Source organism: Legionella bozemanae (genome assembly GCF_900450575.1).
Taxonomy (GTDB): domain Bacteria; phylum Pseudomonadota; class Gammaproteobacteria; order Legionellales; family Legionellaceae; genus Legionella; species Legionella bozemanae.
In genome coordinates, this window is sequence record NZ_UGGY01000001.1 from 97,530 (window position 1) to 117,245 (window position 19,716).

Sequence of the window (19,716 nt, forward strand, 5' to 3'; positions counted from 1 at the left end):
CCGTCATGCATCAATAATGCCTGTGGCCGTATGGTATCTGGCTATGATCATCATATGCTTTTCTCGTTGGATTAATAGTAAAAAAGTATTAGAGATTACCTTGTAAACATTATATGAAGCGAAAAGAGCAATTAAAATAATTCAGAATATCTAAGAGAAATTTTCTTCATAATGTCTTCAATGGGCAAACCCATCACATTGTAATAGGAGCCTTTTACTTCTTTTATAAATGTATCATATACATTTTGGATACCATATCCTCCAGCCTTATCAAAAGGATCTCCTGTATCAATATAGTTTTGTATTTGTTGCTCTGTAAGTGTGTGAAATGTAATGTTGCTGGTGACACAATCAATCCACCACTGTTGGTCTGGTAGAAAAATTAGCGCATAGCCTGTATAGACCTCATGAGAATGGCCGCTTAACATGCTTAACATTCTATATGCATCTTGATGGTCGCGGGGTTTTTCTAAAATCTGATCCTGGTAGGCTACTGTAGTATCTGCTGCTAGAATGATGTCTGCGGTACCTGTTTCGACTTGTGCCAAAATAGTCTGTGCTTTTTCTCTAGCAAGTCGTGTGACATATATTTTAGCTTCCTCGTCTTTTTGTTGAATTTCTTCAATGTTGGCAGGCATAACCACAGCAGGCAAACCGTGTTCTTGCAAAATGTGCAAACGTCTTGGAGAGGCGCTGGCTAGAATAATTTTTAATAGATGATTCGGTTTCATAAAAAATAGGTATGGTGTTTTAAAGCTAAATTCTAAAATCACACAGTATTTTGGCTTAATCTAGCGAATTGTCAACAGAACACGAATCAGGCTTAAAAATTTATTATTTGGGGTTTTGTTGTGTTGCTTCCAGATTACAGAGATCTGAATTTTTTGATTCTATTGCACTGAATTTATAAGTATTTTATGATGAAAAAATTCTTTTCATCTAAATGGATTTGCGTATGTTAAAAAAATCTTTGGGAGTGATGGTCTTAATATCAGGCATTTGTTCTTTTGCTTTTGCTGACACAGTTCTGCCACAAACTAATCCTTCTAATACGTCGTCTTCTAGTGCATCAGTACCTTCAAGTTATTTACCTGTAGTGATTCATGAGACTTTTGCAAGCATTTTGCAGCGTATGAGCAGCGAAAAACAAGCGATTAATGAGCGGCAGCAAGAACTGTTAAAACAACGTTATGATTTGAGTAATAAGCCTTCTCAAACAGCAAAGATGTCTAATGGCAAACCTGTGCAAGAAGGAGTTCGAGTGAAGTTGCCAGAGGGAGTAACATGGGACCAGCTTGCCAAAATGAGCCCAGAGGAGATTAAAAACAAAGGCCTTTTCCCTCAGGGTTTCTTACCATTGCCCCATCCTAATCATCCTGAGGGAGGGATGCTCTTTCCCAAATTTTCTATTAATGAAATTAAAAAACAAGAAGACAGAGATTTGACACGATTTGATTTGGATTTTGATATTCCCGATCATTTTTTACCACCTCATCCCGCGCCGATTTTTTTAACTACCAGACCTGATCTTGGCGATGTTTCCCAAGGTAAACTGGTTACCATTGAAAATTATTATGAATTGTTTAACGGCCTATTGAATCCCAAACAACTGGAAGGTTTGCGTCTGCTAGTTACTCCATTCCCACAACAACAATTTAACCAGACTGAAGACCGCCGTACTGTAAGACCCAGTCGTGGAGTAGCTTGTTTTGATTGTCATGCGAATGGTCATACGAATAAAGCAACCCATTTGGTTGGTGATATTAGACCCCAGGAGTTTCGTCATCGAATCAATACGCCAACATTACGTGGCGTGAATATCCAAAGGTTATTTGGATCTCAGCGTGCATTAAAAACAATAGAAGACTTCACTGAGTTTGAACAAAGAGCAGCCTATTTTGATGGAGATCCGGTAATTGCGACTAAAAAAGGCGTTAATATTCTGGAGCGTGGCAGCCAAGTTCACTTCATGGCTGAGTTTCAGGAAATTCTTGATTTTCCTCCCGCACCTAAATTGACCTGGGAAGGTAAATTGGATCCCGCTAAAGCGAGCCCAGCAGAGTTACGTGGGCAGGAGTTGTTTTTTGGTAAGGCAAAATGTGCTACGTGTCATGCTCCTCCTTACTATACTGACAACACCATGCATAATTTACAAACCGAACGATTCTATCAACCACAAATGATTAATGGCATGAAAGCGGTTGGTGATGGGCCTATAAAAACATTTCCTTTGAGAGGAATTAAAGATTCTCCACCTTACTTACATGATGGCCGTTTGTTAACTTTGGCAGATACTGTAGAGTTTTTTAACTTGGTATTGCAATTACAGTTAACTCAAGAAGAAAAGGCAGATTTAACAGCATTTATGGAAGCGCTTTAATACTCACTGTATAATCTCCTTTCGTAGTAGCCTGTATTTACTGTAACCTGGGTAGCGCGTAGCGAAACCCGGGTAACTGCGTTGTACAAATTTCCTGGGTTTCGCTACGCGCTACCCAGGCTACCACGAGGCTACTTGTTTTATGATAAATGGTCTATCTTTAAATATTGAGATGGCAATCAAGGTAATAAAAAATCAGGGGGAAAGGCTATGAAAAAATGGGGACTTGCGATAATCGCATACGTTCTGGTACATCATGTTGCCTTCGCACAACAGAATTGGAATGCTTGGGTCGCTGGAGTTAGAGCAGAAGCCTTGCAACAAGGAATATCACCAGAAGTTTTTGATGAGGCGTTTGCAGGAATCCATGAGCCAAGTCATCAAATTAAAGGATTTTTACGTTCTCAACCAGAACATCGTCTCACGTTCATTAAATACCGCAACACACGTGTTGATAATTACAGGATTGCTATAGGACGCAAGGAATTCAAAAAGAATCAGGCAGTATTAGAAGCTGTAGCCAAGCAATACGGAGTAAACCCTTGCTTCATCGTTTCATTTTGGGGAATGGAAACCAGTTATGGTACTTATATGGGGAATTTCCCTGTAGTGAAAGCGTTAGCTACCTTGGCATATGACTCCAATCGCAAGGATTTTTTCCGTAAAGAATTATTTATTGCCTTGCACATCCTGAGTGAGGGACATGTGAGTCTCGCTGATTTTAAAGGTGAGTGGGCCGGCGCCTCAGGTCAGCCGCAATTTTTACCTTCAAGCTGGGTGAAATACGCTGTTGATTATGATGGTGATGGGCGAAAGGATATTTGGAGAAGTAAACCGGATGTCTTTGCTTCAATTGCAAATTATATGAAACAAAATGGATGGCAAACAGGTGAACCCTGGGCAATCCAAGTCAAATTACCTCGTAAATTTGATATGGCTATGGAAGGAAAAAATATTGTAAAACCTGTGAGTGAATGGAATGCGATGGGTGTGCGTACCGAAGAGGGCGAGTTATTGCCTTTCCAAAATCTGCAAGCGAGTATTGTTCAACCATTAGGCGGACCAACTTTCTTGACCTTCCCGAACTATAAGATGATTTTACATTATAATAATTCCATCTATTATGCAGGAGCTATAGGTTATTTAGCAGATAAAATCTGCCAAGGACAACATAGGTAGGTATCATGAATGATTATCTTGATAAAACTGCCAGTTTAACCCCTTTAGCAAAAAGGATAATCTGTGATAAAGCCACAGAGTATCCTCATACTGGGGCATACAATGTTGTCATAACGCAAGGGACTTATTTATGCAGACGTTGTGGTTTGGCCTTATTTCGTGGGTCAAGCCAATTCAGCTCCGGGTGTGGCTGGCCAAGTTTTGATGATAATATCGTTCATGCAGTGAAACAGCTCCCAGATCGTGATGGCCAACGTACGGAAATCCTCTGTTCGCGCTGTGACGCACATTTAGGTCATGTCTTTACTGGAGAGTATTTTACCCAAAAGAATTTGCGTCATTGTGTCAATTCTGCCTCCATTGATTTTGTTGCAGACAGTCAGGTGTTGGATACTGAAGAAGCAATAATGGCTGGTGGATGTTTTTGGGGAGTCGATCACTTTTTAAAGCAAATCCCCGGAGTTCTTCGTGTTGAAGTGGGGTATACAGGTGGTGTTACTTCAGAACCCAGTTATGACCAAGTGTGTCAGGGCAATACAGGGCATTATGAAGCAGTACGCGTTATTTATGATAAAGCTAAAACTGACTACCACCAAGTGCTAAAACGTTTTTTTGAAATCCACGATCCCACACAAAAATCGGGACAAGGTCCAGATATAGGTCAGCAATACCAGAGTGCGGTATTTTATTATAATCAGGAACAATGGGAAGAAGCGGAAACCTTAATCCAAATGCTGCAAAAAAGAGGCTATCAAGTTGCGACTCGCCTTTTGCCAGTACAATCATTTTGGCCAGCAGAAGAATACCATCAGGATTATTATGCCAAACATCATAAAGCACCTTATTGTCATCAACCCGTAAATCGCTTTGATTAAGGTTTTAGGTTGTGAAGGGGATAATATGGAATTTACTTTTCGAATTGCTAAGAAAAAAGATAAAGAAGAAATTTTTGGTTTAATCAAGAAGCTTGCCCAATATGAAAGAAAGAAACCTGAAGAGATTAATTTGACCCTGGACAAAATTGAATCTCATGGTTTTGGTCGAAATAAATATTTTTATATTTTATTAGCTGAACATAAGAAAAATCCCGCGGGTTATGCTTTATATTTTTTCTCTTATTCCGCTCCATCTGGAGCACCTGTTCTTTATGTTGAAGAGCTATTTGTAGATGAACCTTATCGAAATTATGGCCTGGGTACGGCATTGTTATCTAATCTTGCGCAGTTGGCAATTGAGAAGGAATGTTGTCGTATGGAAGGGCATGCCTTTACTTGGAATAAAAAAGCCATTGAATTCTATGAATTTATAGGCGCTCATCCACGTACGGATTTGTTGCAATTTCGTTTATCAGATGAGCATTTAAGGAGTTTGGCGGAACAAAAATAAAAATTGATACCTCATTTTCCGGCGGAGAATTTCTCAGGACTTCTCTCTGGTTATTTCAATTTTTTCATGACAATACCCAAGAGAGGAATCGCCAGCAATTGGATTCCAATCGAAAAAATCACTAGGGCAGTAATAGAAATATCGTAGAGCACTCCCATTACAACACTACCTAAAAACCAGAAAATACCAAACCCGGTATTGAAAATTCCATAGGCCGAACCACGTTTTTCTTTGGGGATCATACCGGCAACGATTGCACGCATTAGCGATTCATGTGCGCATACGCCAATACTCCATAAAATAACACCGAATAAAGCCAGACTGGAATTACCAAAAAAGACTAAGGGAGCAAAGAAACAGGTTAACAAAGAAACGATGACTAAAATAATAAAGCCATAACGATCATAAAGATGTCCAAGGAGCGGGGCGCTTACTATATTAAATCCTTTTGCTATGGCATAAGAAATTGGAATCCAAAGCGGAGATAAAAGATCTTTCTTTTGAAAGTGGTAAGCGATTAATGGAAAATCAGCATAGCCTGCAGCAATAAGTGCTGCTCCTGATAAGTATATCCAAAAAGCTATATTCATGCTCATCCCAGTGACTTCCAAGGTATCGTGATGTACTTCCAAATCTTGCGGGCGTGGATAGAGCCATCGTGATAGCAATAAAGTGCTTAAGGCAAACAACGCGGGTATTAACAGTAAGGCGAAACAGTAACGATATTCCACTTTAAAATAAAGCGCTAGGGCAAGAATTAAAGGGCCTAACATAGCGCCTGTTTGATCTAGTGCTTCATGTAAGCCAAAAGCCCAACCCATTCCTTTTTGATGTCCTGCATGGGCAAGCATGGCATCGCGCGCAGGCATGCGAATGCCTTTACCTGCTCGCTCAGTGATGATGAGCACGGCAGCCACCCACCAATGCCCTGCTATTGCTAACAAAGGAACAGCTAATAAATTACAGGTATAGCCAAAAATAGTAATGGTCCAATATTTATGGGTACGATCAGCGAGATAACCGGAAACCATCCGTAGTGCATAGCCTAATAGTTCGCCAAAACCGGACACAAATCCCACAACAGCAGCATTAGCACCTAATAATGCCAAATAGGGTCCGGTGATACTGCGTGCCCCTTCATAAGTCATATCCGCAAAGAGACTTACAACACCTATGAGGATGATGAATTTGAGTGCAGCATCTTTTGATAGGCTTTTTTGCTGGCGCATAGGTTTGTCCCTAGAGGAATATAAATAGCCTGGGCGCAGCCGAATACGATTAAGTTAATGATTTTTGACTTTTCTCTACGTCCCGCGAACAAGCCGCGGGACGTAGGTAACTTACTGGAAGTGCGGCTATGTTTTCAACAGGCTACAATTTTACAATTCATAAGCCTATTATAAACATCCTAATGGGTATTTAAATACATATGTTCAAATCCTGAAAAAGACAAACTATGATGCTTTCTTTGGGCAGGTTTGCTTGCATCAAGGCATAAAGAAGGGAATTGTGTCAACAGGGCTTTAAAAATATAGCGCATTTCAATACGCGCCAATTTTGCACCAAGACAAAAATGACTTCCATAACCATAACTGAAATGCTGCGTTTTTTGCTTTTTTTCGAGCGTTATCGTGTCTGGATGATTAAAATAATACGGGTCACGATTAATTGCATGCGTTGATATAAAAATTACCTTCCCTTTTTCAATCAGCTGATCACCAAGCATGGTTTCATTTTTAGTGACTCGAAAAATAAAAGTTACTGCCGGATCAAGACGGTTGCATTCCTCAATATATACATCAAGAGCATCGATGTTACTTTTTATCTGCTTCCAGAGTCCTGGCTCATTAAGCAAAATAAATAAATTATTACACAGTTGATCGGTCGTTGTTACTTGACCTGCAACCAGCATCATAATGGCCTGGGAAATGATTTCATCATCAGTTAATCCAAAATGAGCTTGATGTTCCAACAAGATACTTAAAAAATCTTTCCCAGGCTTTAGCCGGCGGTGCGTCATGAGATCAGAAAAGTAATTATATAATTGTTGGGCGCTATGATTTACCTTGATGCCATCTTCATCTTTATAACTGGTTGAGCCGCCAAAAAACTGGGTCATATTATTAGACCAATGATAAAAATCATTACGTTCACTGTCCGGAATTGCAAACAATTCTGCAAGTGTTACTGAGGGAATGTTTTGGGCAAGTTGGCTTACAAAATCAAAAGGTTGATTTTCAGTAAATTCAGCCAGACAATTTGCTATGGTGCGCTGAATCAATGGCTTTAACTGTTCGAGGCAATGGGTACTCAGTCCATGATAACAAATTCGTCTGCGGTCCGTATGCTCTGGCGCATCACTCATCACCATCATTTGACTAACCACTTTGAAAAAATCAGTGATTAATGACAAATTCATTTCGGGCATACGGGAGATAAAAAAAGGCGAGCGGTCACAACTGAAATCTTCGCTTGTGAGCACTTGTTTGGCTAGTTGATAAGAGGTGATAACAAAAAATTTCCCGGGGTCCCACCAGAATAGCTCCCCCATTTCCCGTAAGTGATGACTGAATTGCTCTGGAGTTGTCGTTTGCTTGAGCTGCATTAACGTATAGGATTTCATAATATTTGGATCCTTCTTAAATGTCTTGGACTATGGTAGTGAAATGAATTGCGGCCATGTAAAAGCGAGAAATTATCCGCGAGTAAAAAATCACCTTCTTGCCATTCGTGCTGGTAGAGGTGTTGAGGGATTCGCATGCTCTGGCTTAAAGAGGATAAAATAGCATGTGATTCGTCCTCGCTTTTACCAATTATTTTGACGTGTACAGGATTTAAATAATCTTCCCCTACAGGTTCAGCAAAGCGTAAAATCACCTGTTTCGTATCGGGATGAATATTGATTAAATGACGCGTAATGGCCCCCCCATAATGTGCTAACTTCTCAGTATGAAATGAGAGAGAATAGTGTTGCCATTCATTTTTTTGTGATTCGCTTGCGGTCTTCCAAACCGTCTCAGTGTTTACAAATACGGTTTCGCCACCGTTTCCAACCTTAGGTGCTTGCAGACAATTAAAGAATAAAAAACGAGGCTCTTGATGAAAAGCTCCGTCCCAGTGCAAGGGGACATCCCCTTCAGTAAATAAATAGTTTTTGGGCTGTTTGTCTACTTTCATTTCCATTACCGGCCCAAAATCCCAGGAAAGTAATTGTGCTTGGCTTTGGCAATAATTAAGTAACGCATCGCGCTCAAGAGGTTTGAAACCACGTAAAAGGACAATTTTATGATGAGTTACCTGATCTAAAAGCTTTTTTAACGGTAGAGCAGTCAAATTTGCATTTGTTTCTGCTTGGATCAGATAGGGGGTAAATAATTTTGCATTATTCATTAGCATGCCTCCAAGACATAATGATCATCATTTAATCGAGCTCCCAGCCGCTCCGCGTCCTCTCTTTTTACTAATTGCCATCCTTGCGCGTTTTTAAGTAAAACACTATGCCAGGGAGTGCTCCAACGATTTGTTACAGGAAGAAAGTGAATTCCCATTTTTTCTGAGCCGCAAGGTTGCGGGTGAATCGATAAACGTACGGATTGGGGAAAATAATGGGCGAGCAATTGTGACCATGCATTCGAGCGGCGGATTACCTCATAAGCAATGTGTTTGGCTTCCTGACGTATTCTGTTTTTCGTTTGTCCTGGCTTCAAGGCAAGTTGATCTTCAACAATAAAACGATGAATACCATTAAATTGATAACGCGCACTCTGTGCGGTTGCTATATGTTTTTTTAATTCGCCTAAAGATTGTCCAAACTCGATCATTAATGATTCACGCATGATTTGATAGTTATGATAGGGATAGACATCATCAAGTGAAAAAGTTGCTAAATGGTTTAGTTGATAATCCGCAATGATGTGTTGAATTCCTTTTTGGTACACATCCACATGCAAATCATTCACTAAAACCAAATCATTAAATACACGACCATCAGAACAAATAATTAACTTTACCCCTACTGGATAAACTTCCTGCATGCTTTGACAGAGTTGGTTCAGATTGCTTAAGCCAATAATTTCACCTCGATCGGGTTTCTCTGACAGAGTTTTCTGCCTGTTGGCTGATTTTGCGGGGAAGGCAGGAAGAATTAAAGTAAGTATTCTTTGCTCAGTGACTGCTTGTTGAATTTTTTGCTGTGGATGGCGCGTGCATTCAGGACATAAAATTCCAGAGCACTGTTTTTCGGTTAATTCACTAACTCGTCTTTGATTGAATAATAAGTTTAATAATGCAGTTGTTGTCTTTTGAACGGACCTCATTGACATATTTTGCCTCCAATTGCTTTCCTTGTAGCCTGGGTGCAGCGAAGCGAAACCCAGGGCGTGGGAGTTAGAGTCGCAACCCGGGTTCCGCTTCACTGCCACCCAGGCTACGTTTTCCATTGGAGTAAACAGATTAGGCAAAATCTTTATAAATTGATAATATTAAGTTTTAATAAACTCTATAATATAAATTTATGGATATTGATTTTGATGCCCTGCGCGTTTTTGTTGTTGTCGTTGAATACGGTGGGTTTAACGCGGCAACGCGCGCTTTATTTAAAACCCAACCGGCAATCACTTCGTCGATAAAAAAGCTGGAGGAACAACTCAATTTGGTATTGTTTGATCGCAGCCACTATCGACCTGTATTAACGGCAGAAGGAGAAAAACTGTTTTGTCGCGCTCAGTCTTTAATTGGCCATTGGAAGAACATTAGCCAATTTGCAGAACAGCTCCAGTCCGAGGCGGAAAGCGATATTACGATTGCTATCGATATTTTTTTCCCTTTAGCAAGCTTGAAAAATCTATTACGGCATTGGATTTACAGTTTTCCTAATACACAATTTCATTTTCTAACAGAATCACTTGGCGGTGCTTGTGAGCGCTTATTAAGAAATCAAGCAGACTTAATTATTAGCGAAAATTTGATCACCAAGAAGGCCGTCGAAGTGATACCGCTGCGTTCTGAGTTCCTAATCGCAGTAGCATCTCCTGAATTTATCCATTATTACGGCAAACAATTAGACGATCTGGATACTCTTTCTGAATGCATGCAAGTTATTCTGCGCGATTCATCACAGTCTGATTTTTCATTTGGGGTTGTTGAGCATGCGCGCCGCTGGACAGTAAGCGATGTTATGGCCAAAAAAGATATTATCGTGGCAGGCCTTGGTTGGGGGCGGTTGCCATTACATATGATTACCCAAGAATTAGCAGATGGTCGACTGCAGTGCTTGCAAGGAAATCATTTTGATAGACGATTAATTACCATGGGTGCAATACGATTGCAAAAACCAGCCCGCGGTCCGGTTGCAGAAAAGTTATGGCAGGATTTGAACAATAAAAATATTGTAAAATTTGAACAGTGAACTATGCTGCCTATATTTTAAAATACTTCAATCGATGAGCCCCCAACGGGAAGCAGAGGCCAAACTCTGAGGGATCCAGTTTTATTGCAAACTTTCTAGATCCCGCGGACAAGCCGCGGGACGTAGGAAGATAAACTGACGATACCCTCAGTGCGAAGCCTCAGTAAGAATAAATTTAAGGTGCTTGTTCTTCTTTTTTATATTGCTCATCTGCTTCTTTTGCCTTGCGTTGATTTTCTTGCAACTGCAGAGCATTAAGCTGCTGTTGCCAGATCAAAGCGGCCTGGGCTTTGAGCTGGTTCAGTTTTCTTATTAATAACCCCAAATGTGTTGCCAGCATGAGAAGTTTCTTAGGCCCAAATACAATAAGGGCAACAATAAAAATGACCAGAAGTTCACCACCGCTCATAAGGATTTATTATCCTCTTTTGGTGGTTCATTTGTTTGCTCTTCATTCAAGGCCTTGCGGAAATTTCTAATTGCCTCACCAAGATCTGTGCCTATAGTTTTTAATTTGGAAGTACCAAAAAGAGCAATAACAATAACCAGAATTAATAATAATGAAAGAGGGCTGATGCCGCTTAGTCCCATGTTAGTTCCTCGCACTACGGTTAAAAAGTACAAACAGCCCCGTTAAAATAGCCCCGGCAAGAGCCAGAGGAGCGAGCTGTTTATGGTGGATAAAATGCAAATAGTCCAGCAGGCTTACTAAAAGAAAAGAAAGTCCTGCACCAATTGCAACGCTGTTCCAGTGTACTGCTGGTTTTTCATTTTCTGACTGTGCATTAGCACGCTCTTTATTTATTATTAATTCTTCTTTTTTAAGCTCTAGAAAATCAAAGAGCAGTTTGGGCATATGCGGTAATTGTTCCGCAAAAAAGGGTAGATTCTTTTTTAATTGCGTAAAGAATGCTTTGGGGCCGATTTGATCTCTCACCCACTTTTCGAGAAAGGGTTTGGCAGTGGCCCATAAATCCAAATCCGGGTAGAGTTGACGTCCTAAACCTTCTACCGCAAGCAATGTTTTTTGCAATAAAACCAATTGGGGTTGTACTTCCATATGAAAGCGTCGAGCAACCTGAAAAAGGCGCAATACAACTTGCGCAAATGAAATATCTTTTAAAGGTCGTTCAAAAATAGGCTCGCATACGGTACGAATACTGCTTTCAAATTCATCAACCCGGGTATCACGGGCAACCCAACCGGACTCAACATGCAACTCGGCTACACGTCGGTAATCGCGATTAAAAAAAGCTAAGAGATTTTCAGCTAAATACCGTTTGTCATTATCGTTTAATGTGCCCATGATCCCAAAATCGATGCAGATATATTGCGGTTCTTTGGGATTTTTATAAGAAACAAAAATATTTCCTGGGTGCATGTCTGCATGAAAAAAACAATCACGAAATACTTGCGTAAAGAAAATTTCTACGCCGCGTTCAGCCAGTTTTTTGATATCAACCCCATGAGCCTGTAAACTGGCTATATCGGATACAGGTATGCCATGGATTCGTTCGAGTACCATGACGTTGGAATGGGAATAGTCCCAATATACTTCGGGAATATACAATATGGGGGAATGTTCAAAGTTACGCCTTAATTGAGCGGCATTGGCTGCTTCTCTTAACAAGTCGAGCTCATCAAGTAAGGTGTGTTCAAACTCTGTTACAATTTCCTTGGGCTTTAAACGTCTAATCTCAGGCCAATAGCGATCCGCCCATTTTGCAATAGTATGCATAATGCTCAAGTCTTGCTCAATAATGCGTCGCATGTTAGGTCGAAGCACTTTGACAATCACCTCTTCCCCTGTTTTCAAGGTTGCCGCATGTACTTGCGCCATAGAGGCCGATGCCAAGGGGATTGAATCAAATTCGGCAAAAACTTCATAAGGCGACAAACCATAGACCTTTTCAATAATCGCCATTGCTTTTTCGCTGGAGAATGGCGGAACTTTATCTTGTAATTTGCTGAGTTCAATTGCTATATCTAGAGGTAAAATATCAGGACGTGTAGAAAGTGCTTGACCGAATTTGATAAAAATGGGCCCCAGCTCTTCCAATGACTTACGAAGTGCTTCACCGTGTGTTAGCTGTTCTTTGCGAAACCAGTTCCAGGGATTTAAATATACAATAAACCGGAGGGGTGCAAACAATCTTAACGACACTACTACATTATCTAGCCCATTTTTGGCCAGGATGTAATTGATATGGATAAGACGAATGAGTTTTTTAATGGATTTCATAGCGGCTTATTAGTTGATTTATATGAGCCTGCAAGCGCTCGACACTTAAGGATAACTCATCGACTTCAACAAAAAAATCTTCCAGTTCATATTTTGTAGGAAACAGTCGCAACTCTTCTTGCAAGTATTCAGACATATTTTGACGCATGGAATCATCCAATCTCTTTTTGAATGCCATTCCTTTACGGACAAAAGAACCAATCTGATGAGCAACCACATCACCGGTAAAGTGAGCCAGATGCCCTTCCCAATCGATATCCATTTCATCAAACAGTTTTTTTACGTGTTGCCCTAATTCGGTATCGCCAGTCATGCGGATCTTATCATTAAATAAAGAGCGTGCCTTAGATGCAGGTAATAAACTTAGCCTGATTAAACCTAAAGGATTGCTATGAATGATTGTGTCTGCTCCTCTATCGTAGCTATCCAGCAAGATGATTTCCCCGTCTTTAAAAAGGATAAAAAAATTGACATTTAACGGGCTTATAATCATCTCAAGAGTTTTATTATCAAGCGCTTGCAGCTTGGCCGGCATGTGTTCATCCAGTCTTGCGGCTTTGTTAATGGCTATTTGAAGCGCCTTTAGAGAATATTTTTTTAACATAATGCACTCAATATTTATAGGCAATGTGCAAGGCAACTATGCCGCCGCTTAGATTATCATAATGACAATCTTCAAATCCCGCATGTTCAATCATTTCTTTTAGTTTGGTTTGATTCGGGTGCATGCGTATGGATTCAGCAAGGTATTGATAACTGGCTTTGTCTTGCGCAATAAACCCTCCTATTTTAGGTAAAATATTAAACGAATACCAGTCATAAATAGGTTTTAAGCCGGGAAATGTGGGGGTTGAGAATTCAAGAATCATTAATTTTCCACCGGGCTTGCATACACGATACATCGAACGAAGCGCTTCTTCCTTATCCGTCACATTTCTTAAGCCAAATCCCATGGTAATGCAATGAAAACTATTATCAGCAAAAGGAAGACATTGTGCGTTACCTTGTACGTAATCAATGTTTTTATATAAGCCTTCATCCAATAGGCGATTACGTCCTACATTAAGCATGGCAGAATTAATATCCGCTAGAACAACACGGCCTGAATCGCCGACTTTTTTGCATAACAAACGGGTTAGATCCCCACTGCCTCCTGCTAAATCCAAAACAAATTGTCCAGGGCGTACTTGGCTACGCTCTACGGTATAGCGTTTCCACAGATGGTGGATACCTAAAGACATTAAATCATTCATCACATCATAGTTTTTTGCTACGGAATGAAAAACTTCTGCTACTTTCTTTTCTTTCTCATCCCAGGCAACCGTAGAGTAACCAAAATGAGTTTCTTTTTCTTGATCAGCCATATAGGAAACACGAATTTGTTATTTAATGCTCCATGTTAACTGATTTTAGTCAAGATACCCAGCCCTATGTCTTAGTGTATTGGGTAAAGTCACAATGGGTTTTGATTTTTGTGCTGATTTTTGTAATGAAATTTCTTTTCATAGAAAAGAATCGGTTTTAGGTATGTATTGCTGTAGTTAAAAATATATGGAATATTTTTTGAATAGATATTCATTTTTTAATCTAATTTAAATATTATTTGCTCAAGTTTTGGGGTTTTTATTTTTTAAACAAAGGCGAGGGTAACATTTTATGAAATCAATTATTGAACTCATTTCCATGATGACTGCGGATGGTTCTTCGGCGATTACCGATGTTAAAATCAGAATCAATCAATTAATGGGATTAACTGAAAGTGGATTTAACATAGGCGAATCAACGAGTCGTTCCCATGAGGATGGGGCGTTAACTGATTTGAGGACTGCACATCCTTTAACAACCTCAGACCCTAAGGCAATAGAAATAAGAAGACGTTTAACCTTATTACAAAATAACTACAATCTCATTAAATTTGAAGAAAAAATTAATGACGAGACCAATCAATCTACATTCATTATTACCGATGTTGCTTATCCTGAATTTCTTAATAATACTAAAATTAATTTTCAACTTCCTACAGAAGATATGCATTCTCAAGAGGTCAATTCTGTTATTATCAGAACAGGATTACATAATATTCGTTGTAGCTATATTAAAGTCCTTGTTGGTCAACAAGTAGTGCATCCCATTCAGGATTTGCAAATGCTCAAAGAACCGCCTTCCGAAGAGGATAAAGATGTAATCACCTATAGCAGAAATAATTCTGGTGATAATTTTTCTATCATAGACTTCATTGCATCTCAAGATCAAAAAGATTTTCATGAGATTAAGAGTATGCTAAATCAATTTTGTGATTTGCCGATGACTAATGAGTTTGCACTTTATTTTCAATCCAGTAGTCCAGAATTTCCAATCGATCTTAGAGTTATTCTCGATAAAGAGGATGTAAAAGGAAAAAATGCTCAATTAAAGCTTTCAGGTTTTGTCCAATTTGGAGGCAGTTTAATTTATGAGGTGAAGTCCTCTGAAGATTCTAATCAAATAGCGATTATTATAAAAGCAATTAATAAAGCTCATTTAGAGAAGTATTTTACCAATAAAGAAAAAGTGCGTTTAGAAGGAGAGCAACTTGAAAGAGCTTTTGCTTTAATTAAAGAGCATTTTCCAAATGATAAACACATTCAGGATTTGGTCATTGTTAGTGGGGAAGGAAGTTATACGAGACCTTTTCCGCATATCCGCACCCAAAAGTTTTGGTCTGTATCAATGGTTGATCCAAAAACAATTGCGGCGCTATCATTCCTTGAAGAGTCTGGTTGTATTGATTTTGATCAGAGACCGGAAAATAGATTTACGGTGGAAAAACGCAATAATGCACGTTACCTTAAAGTAGGCGCCGCTCCTGTTAACTTCCAAAATGATAACTACCAATTTATCGTTGTACCTAAAAATCTAAGTCTTTTGCAAGAAAAACTTGATAGGTTAGCACCAAATACATCACTCACATTCAGTTGAAATACTATTTAGAACTATTATTAGGCTCTCCTCGGTTGTTAGCTGTTATATCATTGTGGAGAGCAGCACATGAATTAATATCTATAATTGAATATATTTTTATTGATAAACGATAAATTTTTGTTATAATTTAACAGGAATTTATCAATAGGTATTTATCATGAAAAAAATAAAAAACACCAGTCATATTCTTTACCTGCTATTTCGTACTCTTTGTTGGCTTATTCCTTTAACTACAACGTTCTTAATCTTATTTGAGTTCGATTGGATGTGTTATATAGGATCCTGGTCTTCTTTAATTTCTGCAGAACAAATTCGTGACCCCTCTCATTTTTCCTGGATGCATCGGGTCGTCATATTGGCGATCGAATGGATGCCGTTGACCATTACTATTTTAATCTGCCATAAATTAGCCAAACTATTTTGGCTTTTTGAAAAGGGAAACCTGTTTGAGGAGGAAAATATCAAATTAATTAAACAAGTAAGTATTTACATGATTTTGGGGGAGGTCGTGCAGCTATTTTATCAACCTTTAATGACTGCAGCACTTACCTTTAATAATCCTAAAGGTGAACGCATTGCCAGTATTACCTTGAATTCAGCGAATTTATCTACTTTAATTACGGCTTTTATCATTTTAGTTGCTTCCTGGATTATCCAAGAAGCACATCAACTAAAATCAGAAACGCAATTAACAATTTAAGGAATATTTTCGTGTCAATTATTGTTAATTTGGATGTAATGATGGCAAAACGCAAATGCCGGCTTAAGGAGTTGGCAGAGGCAATAGGGATTACTGAAGCGAATTTGTCTATTTTAAAAAATGGCAAGGCTAAGGCAATACGCTTCGCGACATTGGAAGCGATTTGTGCTTATCTCAAGTGTCAGCCTGGAGATATCCTTGAGTATCAAACAGAACAGCACGATGATTTAGCAGGGCATAAAGAAAACTCATCTTTTCTGTTGATGAAGGAGGGTTAGCATTACTGCCATTCTCCTACGTACTATACTTTATGCCTGAGTGATCCCTCACAAAAGGGTAAAATTTCAGTCAAATGTGAATCCACCTCCCTGCCTTTGCAGGGATGACAGAATGTTATCAGGCTTTATCCGCGGTATGAGAAGTTAAGGTTTTGAGAGTTCACTTTTCACCCGCTTTTCTACTGAAAAATAATTCAAAGGCTGGCTAATGTTTGCAGATACTGCTGTTCATCAGGGGGCATGTTATTTTTTTGTGAGAGCCACAAACACTCGGCTAATTGCTCCATCATTAAATGCTCTACAGATAATGGATCATTGTATTTTTTAATTAAATTTTTATAGATTTCGTGAATCCCTACAGGACGGTCAGTAGCGATTTGCTCTCTAATGGCAAGATGAAGTCCCATATGCAGGAATGGATTTGCTTCCCCTGACTCGGGAAAATAAGATTGCTGCTGAAATTTATTCTGATTCTCAAGTATCTTATGGTACTCAGGGTGAGCCAATATCACTTGCACAATTTCATTTTCTAAGGGTGATAGCAGTTTTTGATGTTGGTATTTTTCCCAACTGGAAAAAAACATTTGTCGTGTTTCTTGGATGGTGTCGCCGTAAAACATGTATTGCTCAATATTTATAAAAGCTTGAGTTTAACTGAAGTGCGTTAGAACAACAATGGAAAATGCCTTTTTGCCAAGTGCTTCTGATTGACATGAATAAATGATTATGAGATATTCGCGTTGCGAGGTTGGACTTGCTATGTGTCATTCCACTGGGTCAATTGGCGACACACTGATTGGCCCTTTCTATTAAATTGATTTCCCAATTATTTCTGAAATTAAGCTTAAACAATCTGTACCGAGTTTAATACCTATAAAAGCCATGAGCAGGCCGCTAATTAGTTCAATTCCTTTCCATACGTTTGCTTTTGTTAAAACGTCGGAAAAATATCGTGCGGTAAATGTTAATGAACTAAACCAGATAAAGCTTGATGTGAGCACACCCAGCAAAAAAATATGTTCTTTGTCTGGATATCCGCTGCTGCCCCCACCTATAATGACCAGTGAATCAATAATAGCGTGCGGGTTAAGTATACTAAACCCTAAGGCTAAGAGAATGATTTGGGTCCTGTTGCGTGGTGGATGTCCATTTTCTGCGTCTTCTGATTGCTTGGAAAATGCGTTGGTTAATGCTTTCGCGGAATAAAAAAGTAAAAAAAGTGTACCCAACACCATCATCCATATTTGCAAAACCGGGCGAAGCTGAAGCAATTCATGCAAGCCTGCAATACTAGAGCAAATTAAAATAAAATCACAGATAAAGCATATAACCGCAGAAAGAATCGCATGATTTTTTTGTGCACCTTGTTTAATCAAAAAGACGTTTTGTGGCCCTAGAGCGATGATCAAGGATAAGCCTAAAAACAAGCCATTAAGATAAACAAACATAATCACGATATAAAAAAAATCAAAGATAGCGATTATAACATTGCAACTTATGCGTTGTGGAGTATAAAATGCGTCGATTATTCTGTCTCCGCAAGAGAAGCGTACAAAATAAGAACAAATAGGAGGGAGCGTGGGCTCTTTGTTACTAAGAAAGCTAATCGTCACTGCAACATTGACGGTGCTTGGTCTAGCAGGTCAATTATTACATGCAGAAAATGCTGCACCTGCCCAACAGAAATTACAAGTTCATGATGGATATTATCCTGTCTATCCACCTACTGCTCCAGCCACAGGTGAGCAACAGACTTTAATTGAGCGTGGAGAATATTTGGCAAAGATGGGAGATTGTATTTCCTGTCATACAAATGTTAAAGCAGGCACACCCGCTTATGCAGGTGGATTGCCTATCGCAACGCCTTTCGGAACATTTTACAGTCCCAACATTACTCCTGATAAAGAAACAGGTATTGGTAATTGGACTGAAAAAGATTTTATTCGTGCACTTAAAGAAGGGCGCGATCCCAAAGGCAGAAATTATTTTCCAGTATTCCCTTATGTCTATTTTTCTAAAATAACCGAGGAAGATGCGCGTGCTCTTTATGCTTATTTTATGAGCTTGCCGCCTGTTAATTTACCTAACAAACCCTTACCTTTCCCATTTAATGTTCCTGGCGCCCGCTTTACACTTTGGGGATGGAACTTATTGTTTTTCTTTCCTGAAGGACATGAATTTCAATATGAAAAAGGCAGATCTCCTGAGTGGAATCGTGGTAAATATATCGTAGATGGTTTAGGACATTGCAGCATGTGCCATACACCATTAAATCCATTCGGCGCGCCAAAGAACAGATATTACCTGACCGGTGGATTTATTGATGGCTACTGGGCGCCAAACATTACTAAGTATGGCTTGGAAAGTGCAACCCACGAAGAGGTCACTGATGTATTCAAATATGACAAGCTCATTAACAATGCAGGCCCAGTAGCAGGTCCTATGGCTGAAGTAAATCGTAACAGTATGATGTACCTAACCGACGAAGATAGAATGGCTGTCGCTACATACCTTAAAACAGTCGTGAGCGAAGAGCCTTTAGGATTACCACCTTCAAATGATCCTCCTTCACTCGATCGTGGAAAGCAAGTTTATTATACAGCGTGCGTGATTTGCCACCAAGATGGCGCAATGAGTGCTCCTTTGTTGGGAAGTTCGGCAAGTTGGTATGAACGATTAAAAAGCAGCGGATTAACTGGATTATATCGTCATGCAATCGATGGATTTAACTTTATGCCTGTTAAAGGTGCCTGCGTGACGTGTTCTGATAATGACATTATTTCAGCCGTTGATTTCATACTCAATGAATCATTGACGCGTACTCAATTATTGGATCTGAAGTCTGGTGGTGCGAAAAAATATCCTGAAAGTGGTGAAGCCGTTTATAACAAGCATTGTGCAGTTTGCCATAATGACGGAAAAGATGGGGCACCTAAAATTGGTGATAAAGAAGCGTGGAAATCCTTGATTGCGAAAAATATGGATGTATTGATTGAGAATACTGTTCATGGAAAAGATCATCCGAAAAACGGCGGCTGTGATCAATGTACAACAAACGAAATTATCGAGGCAGTAAAATACATGGTCAGTAAATCTAAAACTGAAGGAAACTACTCATTGTGGTAGTCTTATTGATTGAATATAGAGCCCTCACATTATTGTGAGGGAAGATCAAAAATAAAA

Annotated in this window: 21 protein-coding genes; 9 read left to right on the forward strand and 12 right to left on the reverse strand. The window is 39.3% G+C overall.

The genetic code is table 11. The annotated features are described in order from the left end of the window. Positions 1-131: 131 nt before the first annotated feature. Entirely contained in the window at positions 132-731 is a 600-nt protein-coding gene (locus DY223_RS00470; RefSeq protein ID WP_058458515.1) for a Maf family protein, read from the reverse strand. Between the two features lie 224 nt (positions 732-955). On the opposite strand from DY223_RS00470, the gene DY223_RS00475 reads away from it, so the two are divergent. The 4 genes from DY223_RS00475 to DY223_RS00490 all read left to right on the forward strand — a co-directional run bounded on the left by DY223_RS00475 (position 956) and on the right by DY223_RS00490 (position 4,945). Then, positions 956-2,380 (forward strand): hypothetical protein, encoded by a 1,425-nt coding sequence (locus DY223_RS00475; protein WP_058458514.1) that lies wholly within the window; start codon positions 956-958, stop codon positions 2,378-2,380. A gap of 210 nt (positions 2,381-2,590) precedes the next feature. Next, positions 2,591-3,559: a lytic murein transglycosylase gene (locus DY223_RS00480; protein ID WP_058458513.1), complete on the forward strand. Its 969-nt coding sequence runs from the start codon at positions 2,591-2,593 to the stop codon at positions 3,557-3,559. Between the two features lie 5 nt (positions 3,560-3,564). Then, on the forward strand, positions 3,565-4,434 hold the full coding sequence (locus tag DY223_RS00485; protein ID WP_058458512.1) for a bifunctional methionine sulfoxide reductase B/A protein: 870 nt from the start codon (positions 3,565-3,567) through the stop codon (positions 4,432-4,434). 25 nt (positions 4,435-4,459) lie between these two features. After that, positions 4,460-4,945, forward strand: a complete 486-nt coding sequence (locus DY223_RS00490; RefSeq protein ID WP_058458511.1) for a GNAT family N-acetyltransferase — start codon at positions 4,460-4,462, stop codon at positions 4,943-4,945. Between the two features lie 50 nt (positions 4,946-4,995). Here the strand turns inward: DY223_RS00490 and DY223_RS00495 are convergent, their stop codons facing one another. The 4 genes from DY223_RS00495 to DY223_RS00510 all read right to left on the reverse strand — a co-directional run bounded on the left by DY223_RS00495 (position 4,996) and on the right by DY223_RS00510 (position 9,267). Then, positions 4,996-6,174, reverse strand: a complete 1,179-nt coding sequence (locus tag DY223_RS00495) for an MFS transporter (protein WP_058458510.1) — start codon at positions 6,172-6,174, stop codon at positions 4,996-4,998. Positions 6,175-6,353: 179 nt separating this feature from the next. Then, positions 6,354-7,568, reverse strand: coding sequence for a cytochrome P450 (locus tag DY223_RS00500; protein ID WP_058458509.1), 1,215 nt, complete (start codon positions 7,566-7,568; stop codon positions 6,354-6,356). Further along, a complete protein-coding gene (locus tag DY223_RS00505; protein WP_058458508.1) occupies positions 7,565-8,335 on the reverse strand; it encodes a TauD/TfdA dioxygenase family protein in 771 nt (256 codons plus the stop codon). Before DY223_RS00505 ends, DY223_RS00500 begins: the two co-directional genes overlap by 4 nt. Next, the gene (locus DY223_RS00510) at positions 8,335-9,267 is read right to left on the reverse strand and encodes an isocyanide synthase family protein (protein WP_082642405.1); all 933 of its coding nucleotides are present in this window, start codon (positions 9,265-9,267) and stop codon (positions 8,335-8,337) included. The genes DY223_RS00505 and DY223_RS00510 overlap by 1 nt, the downstream gene beginning before the upstream one ends. Positions 9,268-9,458: 191 nt before the next feature. On the opposite strand from DY223_RS00510, the gene DY223_RS00515 reads away from it, so the two are divergent. Next, positions 9,459-10,352, forward strand: a complete 894-nt coding sequence (locus tag DY223_RS00515) for a LysR family transcriptional regulator (protein WP_058458507.1) — start codon at positions 9,459-9,461, stop codon at positions 10,350-10,352. Positions 10,353-10,527: 175 nt separating this feature from the next. On the opposite strand, the gene DY223_RS00525 is transcribed toward DY223_RS00515, so the two are convergent. Genes DY223_RS00525 through ubiE form a run of 5 tightly spaced genes read right to left on the reverse strand, consistent with a single transcriptional unit; the run spans position 10,528 to position 13,958 of the window. Next, positions 10,528-10,761 carry a Sec-independent protein translocase subunit TatA/TatB gene (locus DY223_RS00525; RefSeq protein WP_058458506.1) on the reverse strand — a complete coding sequence of 78 codons (234 nt, stop codon included), beginning with the start codon at positions 10,759-10,761 and terminating at the stop codon, positions 10,528-10,530. Next, positions 10,758-10,943 carry a twin-arginine translocase TatA/TatE family subunit gene (tatA, locus tag DY223_RS00530; RefSeq protein WP_058458505.1) on the reverse strand — a complete coding sequence of 62 codons (186 nt, stop codon included), beginning with the start codon at positions 10,941-10,943 and terminating at the stop codon, positions 10,758-10,760. The genes DY223_RS00525 and tatA overlap by 4 nt, the downstream gene beginning before the upstream one ends. Before the next feature lies 1 nt (position 10,944). Then, a complete protein-coding gene (gene ubiB / locus DY223_RS00535) occupies positions 10,945-12,594 on the reverse strand; it encodes a ubiquinone biosynthesis regulatory protein kinase UbiB (protein ID WP_058458504.1) in 1,650 nt (549 codons plus the stop codon). Continuing rightward, positions 12,581-13,198 carry a ubiquinone biosynthesis accessory factor UbiJ gene (locus tag DY223_RS00540; protein ID WP_058458503.1) on the reverse strand — a complete coding sequence of 206 codons (618 nt, stop codon included), beginning with the start codon at positions 13,196-13,198 and terminating at the stop codon, positions 12,581-12,583. Before DY223_RS00540 ends, ubiB begins: the two co-directional genes overlap by 14 nt. 7 nt (positions 13,199-13,205) lie before the next feature. Beyond that, positions 13,206-13,958 (reverse strand): bifunctional demethylmenaquinone methyltransferase/2-methoxy-6-polyprenyl-1,4-benzoquinol methylase UbiE, encoded by a 753-nt coding sequence (gene ubiE / locus DY223_RS00545; protein WP_058458502.1) that lies wholly within the window; start codon positions 13,956-13,958, stop codon positions 13,206-13,208. 292 nt (positions 13,959-14,250) lie between these two features. On the opposite strand from ubiE, the gene DY223_RS00550 reads away from it, so the two are divergent. The 3 genes from DY223_RS00550 to DY223_RS00560 all read left to right on the forward strand — a co-directional run bounded on the left by DY223_RS00550 (position 14,251) and on the right by DY223_RS00560 (position 16,533). Continuing rightward, entirely contained in the window at positions 14,251-15,552 is a 1,302-nt protein-coding gene (locus tag DY223_RS00550; protein WP_058458501.1) for a hypothetical protein, read from the forward strand. A 160-nt stretch (positions 15,553-15,712) separates the two neighbouring features. Next, a complete protein-coding gene (locus DY223_RS00555; RefSeq protein WP_058458500.1) occupies positions 15,713-16,255 on the forward strand; it encodes a DUF2975 domain-containing protein in 543 nt (180 codons plus the stop codon). Between the two features lie 11 nt (positions 16,256-16,266). Further along, on the forward strand, positions 16,267-16,533 hold the full coding sequence (locus DY223_RS00560) for a helix-turn-helix domain-containing protein (protein ID WP_058458499.1): 267 nt from the start codon (positions 16,267-16,269) through the stop codon (positions 16,531-16,533). Between the two features lie 194 nt (positions 16,534-16,727). On the opposite strand, the gene DY223_RS00565 is transcribed toward DY223_RS00560, so the two are convergent. Then, on the reverse strand, positions 16,728-17,153 hold the full coding sequence (locus tag DY223_RS00565) for a DUF1841 family protein (protein ID WP_058458498.1): 426 nt from the start codon (positions 17,151-17,153) through the stop codon (positions 16,728-16,730). Between the two features lie 189 nt (positions 17,154-17,342). Continuing rightward, positions 17,343-17,981: a LysE/ArgO family amino acid transporter gene (locus DY223_RS00570; RefSeq protein WP_058458497.1), complete on the reverse strand. Its 639-nt coding sequence runs from the start codon at positions 17,979-17,981 to the stop codon at positions 17,343-17,345. Positions 17,982-18,111: 130 nt separating this feature from the next. Here DY223_RS00570 and DY223_RS00575 point away from each other — a divergent pair, with 130 nt between their 5' ends. Next, a complete protein-coding gene (locus DY223_RS00575; RefSeq protein ID WP_058458496.1) occupies positions 18,112-19,659 on the forward strand; it encodes a c-type cytochrome in 1,548 nt (515 codons plus the stop codon). Positions 19,660-19,716 lie beyond the last annotated feature (57 nt).